Annotated in this window: 5 protein-coding genes; 2 read left to right on the top strand and 3 right to left on the bottom strand. The window is 71.5% G+C overall.

Features of this window, described 5'->3' with window-relative positions:
* Window positions 1-59 precede the first annotated feature (59 nt).
* Window positions 60-488: a DUF6114 domain-containing protein gene (locus tag ALMP_RS20120; protein ID WP_264930241.1), complete on the bottom strand. Its 429-nt coding sequence runs from the start codon at window positions 486-488 to the stop codon at window positions 60-62.
* Window positions 485-1,153 carry a DUF6230 family protein gene (locus tag ALMP_RS20115; RefSeq protein WP_264930556.1) on the bottom strand — a complete coding sequence of 223 codons (669 nt, stop codon included), beginning with the start codon at window positions 1,151-1,153 and terminating at the stop codon, window positions 485-487. The genes ALMP_RS20120 and ALMP_RS20115 overlap by 4 nt, the downstream gene beginning before the upstream one ends.
* Window positions 1,154-1,830: 677 nt before the next feature.
* Here ALMP_RS20115 and ALMP_RS20110 point away from each other — a divergent pair.
* Window positions 1,831-2,469 (top strand): Tat pathway signal sequence domain protein, encoded by a 639-nt coding sequence (locus ALMP_RS20110; RefSeq protein ID WP_264930239.1) that lies wholly within the window; start codon window positions 1,831-1,833, stop codon window positions 2,467-2,469.
* A gap of 35 nt (window positions 2,470-2,504) precedes the next feature.
* On the opposite strand, the gene ALMP_RS20105 is transcribed toward ALMP_RS20110, so the two are convergent.
* Window positions 2,505-3,446 carry a lytic polysaccharide monooxygenase gene (locus ALMP_RS20105; RefSeq protein WP_264930237.1) on the bottom strand — a complete coding sequence of 314 codons (942 nt, stop codon included), beginning with the start codon at window positions 3,444-3,446 and terminating at the stop codon, window positions 2,505-2,507.
* Window positions 3,447-3,819: 373 nt separating this feature from the next.
* On the opposite strand from ALMP_RS20105, the gene ALMP_RS20100 reads away from it, so the two are divergent.
* Window positions 3,820-5,587 (top strand): S8 family serine peptidase (locus tag ALMP_RS20100; protein ID WP_264930235.1); only part of this gene is annotated, 1,768 nt, incomplete at its 3' end.

The raw sequence follows: 5,587 nt of genomic DNA, 5'->3' as shown, positions 1-5,587 counted from the left end.
GGGCCCTGCCGTCGCGGGCCGGGCCTCACATGGCGGGCCCTGCCGTCGCGGGCGGGGGCTCAGGTGGCCGGTTCGCCCGCCTCCGACAGCATCGGCTTCGCGGCCGCCGCCCGTGCCTCCTCGCGGCGTTGGCGGCGGCTGCGGCGCGGTTCCTGGTCCGGCAGCCAGCCGAAGGCCATGCAACTGCCGACGACACCGAGGAGCAGGCCGACGAGGAAGCCCCCGAGGTTGGAGGTGAGCCACGTGCCCAAGGAGACCAGGACGCCGATGACCGAGTAGAACAGGCGCTGCGAGGGGTTGAAGAGGATCAGCAATCCGCTCAGCAGCATGAGGGTCGGCAGGAGGTAACCCGCCAGCCCCTGCATGCCGATGTGCAGAATGACCGGGAGCGGCGCCTTCATGGTCAGCAGGATCCACCCGCCGCCCAGCGCGAGCATCAGCCCGCCCGCGAAGGGCCGGCGCCCCCGCCACTGCCGGAAGCGGCTCACTGCGGGCAGCCCTTGCTCCCGAATCGCATGTGCAGGTCGGGGAGTTTGAAGACGGCGGCGGTGGCCGCGTAGTTGTGCTGGTACAGGTCGGTGATGACGACCTTGTCCGCCTGCTGGCCGTAGACGCCCGGCATGCCCCGCGTGTTCACCTTGTCGAACGTGCTGGCGTCACGGCCGATCTCGATGTTGTTGAACGCCGCGTCGCCGGTGATGTCGTCGGAGTCGATGGCCAGGTTCTCCACGCTGACCTTCGTGCCCTTGTTGCCGGCGGTGAGGACGAGCTGGATGCCGCCGAGGTCGACGCTCTGGCACAGGTTGGTCAGCTTGCCGCTCTTCACCACCGAGGTGACGACCAGCACCTGGCCGCCGGTGTCGCCCTGGTTGGGACTGTCCTCGATCATGTGGTCCAGCGAGCCGAACTGCGCGAAGCCGTCGCCCTCGAGCTTGTCGGCGGTCACCACGAAGGGCATGCCGGAGATCGCGAACTGCACACCCAGCGCTCCCTGGGCGGTGAGGACGGCGAGCGTGGCGGCGACGCACGTGGCCGGCACCGCCATCACGGCGGCCCGGCGCAGCCGGACCCGGCCGCGTCTTTCTGCGGAACCGCTCTCCGGGGTCCCGGGGTTGTTCTCGGCGGACGACGTGACGTCCGAGGACGAGGCCATGTCTGCTCCCATGGGCATAGTCATGCGGGTTGGGCTTCAGCGGCGCGTTGTCCTGGCGCGGACAGCGGCTGTCGCGTACGCCTCCCCACGACTCCCGGAATCGCAAGGGCTTTCTCGTTACGCGGCAGTAGCCAACTCGGAAGTTACCGATGGTTACAGCGAAGGGTCAAGGGAGATGTGGAAAAACGGTGCTCATTGTGTACCGCCTGTGATCTTGTCCTGCCGTGCGGCCCCGCTCCTCGCCTTCCGCATATATCTGCCGACCCGGAGTCGAACCATCAACTTGCATACAACTCCTTGACGTTGACAGACCATCAGGTCTACAACCGTCGTGGCTCAGCCCGGATCCGTGGCGCCGGATCCGCCGCGCGGCGAGAAGTCGTCCGCGCTCCCGGACCAGTCGGTCCGGCCGTCGATCACCGGCGGCCGGACCCCGCACCCGCCCGGGCATCCAGCACGGGCCCTCACGCGCCCCGAGTCCGATCCCTCCATGGCGCCGCCCACGGCCGCTTCCCCCCTGCCGGCCGCGGCCGTCGCCGTTTCCGCTGCCGGTCCGTCGCGTACGGAGAAGGCGTCACGGGCCGGCACCGGCGGGCCTCGGCACCCGCGTCCCACATCCCCCCACGGCTCCACCGACTCCCCTGCACCACCCCCCACTTGAGAGAAGAGGCACCCCCATGCGCACCCGCTCCCTCATCGCCGCCGCCGGTACCGTCGCCGCCCTGTCGCTGACGGCGGCCGTCCCCGCCTCGGCGGCCGACCCCGCGGTCCTGACCACCGCCAACGGCGACGTCGCCGTCGGTGACGTCGTCCAGGCGTCCCTGGCCACCGGCACCAACGCCACCTTCTACTCCAGCGCCACCGGCACCAGCGGCGTCTCCTGCACCTCGTCGAGCTTCTCGGCCACGGTCACCTCCAACCCCACCGCGCCCGGCACCGCCACCGAGTCGCTCACCGCGCAGACCTTCAGCAACTGCACCTCGAACGTCCTCGGCGTGCTCGGTGTCACCAGCATCACGGTCAACAACCTGCCGTACACCGCGTCCCTCTCCTCCGACGACACCGTCACCGTGACGGCGGCCGCCGGCTCCAACATCCGCACCACGGTCGTCCTGCGCACCCTGCTCGGCAGCGTCAGCTGCGTCTACGAGGGGGGCAGCCTCAGCGGCACGGCCGACGACGCCGACAACAGCATCGCCTTCACCAACCAGCAGTTCACCAAGGTGAGCGGCTCCTCGCTCTGCTTCGCCAACGCCTTCTTCAGCGCCAAGTACGCCCCGGTCACCTCCGGCGGCGCCGCGGTCGTCGTCAACTGACCCCCGGACACACCGGGTCCGACAACACGCGAAGGTCAGCGCCTTCGCAGCCGCAGTACCAGGGCGGCGCCCGCGGTGAGCACCAGCACCGCCGTGGCGCCGCCCGCCACCATCGGCGCGGACGGCCCCGCGCCCGCCCCGGTGGCCTCCGCCGCCGGGGCGCTCGGCGTGCCCGCCGCGCGGGCCGGGGAACCCCCCGCGCCCACGCCCGGCCGCGCCGAGGCGACGGCCGCCGTCGGCGTGGCCGGAACCGACGGGTCGGCCGAGGGCCGCGACGCCGGTGTCCTGACCGGCGCCGGCGCCGACGCGGCCGGCGAGGGCCGCTCGGCCGGAGCCTGCGGGAACACCACGTCGGAGCACGAGTAGTAGGTGTCCGGCGTGCTGCTGTTCTGCCAGATCGTGTACAGCACCTGACGCCCCGTCCGGTCGGCGGGCAGCTTCGCCGTGATCCGGTAGGCGCCGTCCTCCAGCTCCGGGTCCCTGACCTCCGCGAAGGGTCGCTCGGGCAGATCGTCCCAGGTCAACGGCTGTGCGGGGTCGTAGCCGGGCTTCGTCAGGTACAGCTTGAACGTGCCGGTGTGCGGGATCGTCGACACATACGTCATCCGCAGTGTCCCGCCCGGGGTCAGCCGGGTCGCGGGCCAGTCGGCGCGGGCCAGGTCGAGCCCCCGGTAGGCGGACAGCCCTCCACTGCACAGCTCTCCGTCGGGGATGACCCGTCGGTCCCGCCCGTTCACGTCCGCGACCCTCAGGTTGTCCCAGGCGGTGAACGGCTCCCCGTTGGCGGCGATCGCCGCCCGGCAGGCCGCGCCCCGGGCGTCGGCGCCGCCGTCCGGGGAGCAGGCGTAGACCCGGCTCACCGGATCCGTCGGCGCGCCGTGCGCCCGGGCCGGTCCCGCCGCGCACAGCCCCAGCAGGAGCGGGCCGAGGACGGCGGCCGACAGGACGGCGGTGCGGTGTGCGGTGCTGCGGCGCATCGGGGGTGTCTCCTCGGCCGGCGCTGGACGGTGTCTGCCGTGCGGTACGGGCAACAGCCCCGCCGCGTTCACTACCCCGCCGTACCGGACGTCGCCGGAGCAAAACCGGTCATTCGCCGTCAGGGCCGCGCGGACGAGGGTGTGTTTCCGGCCGGATCGAGGGTTTCCCCTGTATCCGAACCACTGATCCTTTGCCTATCGTTCCAGCACAGCTGACCCACAGGTAACCCCACGGCGGGTCGGCTCCGCGCCTGGCCGGCCATCGCGTTGCTCCTCGATTCACCCCCGCGCTTCGACGACGAAGCGAATCGACCGCTGCTCCCGCCCTGTCGAGCAGGCCACGAAAGGCACGCCCTTGCGCACCTCCCCCGCCATGAGACGGAAGCTGATATCCGCCGCCGCGATCTCCGCGGCCCTCCTCACCGCCGCCTCCACCGCGTCCGTCGCCGTCGCGCAGGACGGCACGCCCCAGGCCGCCGCCGTCCCGACCGCCCAGACCGAGGCCGCGCCCGGCACCCCGGCCGAGCGTCTGATCGTCGGCTACAAGTCCGGCGCGGAGGAAGCGAAGTCGAACCCGGCCGCCGAGGCCGACGCCGCCGCCAAGGGCAAGGAGGCCGGCGAGGACGTCGACTTCCAGCGCCGTCTGGGCACCGGCGCCGCCCTGGTCGACCTGGGTGAGAACCTCACCAAGGCGGACGTCGCCGAGGTCGTCGCCGAGTACCGGGCGGACCCGCAGGTCGCCTACGTCGTCCCGGACCGCCTGAACAAGCCGAAGGCCGACCCGAACGACACCGAGTACAGCAAGCAGTGGGACCTGTTCGAGGCCACCGCCGGCATGAACGTGCCTGGCGCCTGGAACACCACCACCGGCACCGGCGTCACCGTCGCCGTCATCGACACCGGTTACGTCGCCCACTCCGACCTCGCCGCGAACATCGTCGGCGGCTACGACTTCATCGCCGACACCGCCGTCGCGGTCGACGGCAACGGCCGTGACAGCAACCCGGCCGACCCGGGCGACTGGTACAACGCCAACGAGTGCGGCGCGGGCATCCCGGCCTCCAACTCCTCCTGGCACGGCACCCACGTGGCCGGCACGATCGCCGCCGTCACCAACAACAGCAAGGGTGTCGCGGGCATCGCCTACGGCGCGAAGATCTCCCCGGTCCGCGTCCTCGGCAAGTGCGGCGGCTACGACTCCGACATCATCGACGCCATCACCTGGGCGTCCGGCGGCACCGTCTCCGGTGTGCCCGCCAACACCAACGTCGCCAAGGTCATCAACATGAGCCTCGGTGGCGACGGCGCCTGCAGCTCCGCCACCCAGAGCGCGATCAACGCGGCCGTGAACCGCGGCACCACCGTCGTCGTGGCCGCGGGCAACGAGAACGACAACGTGGCGAACCACTCGCCGGGCAACTGCAACAACGTCATCTCGGTCGCCGCCACCAGCCGCACCGGCGCCAAGGCGTCCTACTCCAACTTCGGCTCCCTCGTGGACATCTCGGCGCCCGGCGGCCAGACCAGCACCGGTACCGCCAACGGCATCCTGTCCACGCTGAACTCGGGCACCAAGACGCCGTCCACCGAGAACTACGCCTACTACCAGGGCACCAGCATGGCCACCCCGCACATCGCGGGCCTGGCCGCGCTGATGAAGTCGGCGAACTCCTCGCTGACCCCGGCGCAGATCGAGTCGGCCATCAAGTCCAACGCCCGTGCCCTGCCCGGCGCCTGCTCCGGCGGCTGCGGCGCGGGCCTGGCGGACGCGGCCAAGACGGTGCAGGCGGTGAGCGGCTCCAGCGGCGGCTCCACGGGGGGCACCACCTTCACCAACACCACCGCGGTCAGCATCCCGGACAACGGCTCCGCGATCGAGTCCTCCATCGCGGTCACCGGCCGCACCGGCAACGCGCCCTCGACCCTCCAGGTCGGCGTGGACATCACCCACACCTACCGCGGTGACCTGGTCGTCGACCTGATCGCCCCGGACGGCACCGCCTACCGTCTGAAGGCGTCCAGCACCTCGGACTCCGCGGACAACGTCGTGGCCACCTACACGGTGGACGCCTCCAGCGAGGTCGCCAACGGCACCTGGAAGCTGCGCGTCCAGGACGTCGCCGCGCAGGACACGGGTCGGC

Source organism: Streptomyces sp. A012304 (genome assembly GCF_026008495.1).
Taxonomy (GTDB): Bacteria; Actinomycetota; Actinomycetes; order Streptomycetales; family Streptomycetaceae; genus Streptomyces.
Note: the sequence above shows the minus strand (reverse complement) of the source record. Positions and strands in the feature narration are given on the sequence as shown.

What these genes read in the sequence shown, in the direction of transcription:
- ALMP_RS20115 (WP_264930556.1), bottom strand. Translation starts at nt 1,153, where the DNA reads ATGGCCTCGTCCTCGGACGTCACGTCGTCCGCCGAGAACAACCCCGGG.
- ALMP_RS20110 (WP_264930239.1), top strand. Translation starts at nt 1,831, where the DNA reads ATGCGCACCCGCTCCCTCATCGCCGCCGCCGGTACCGTCGCCGCCCTG.
- ALMP_RS20105 (WP_264930237.1), bottom strand. Translation starts at nt 3,446, where the DNA reads ATGCGCCGCAGCACCGCACACCGCACCGCCGTCCTGTCGGCCGCCGTC.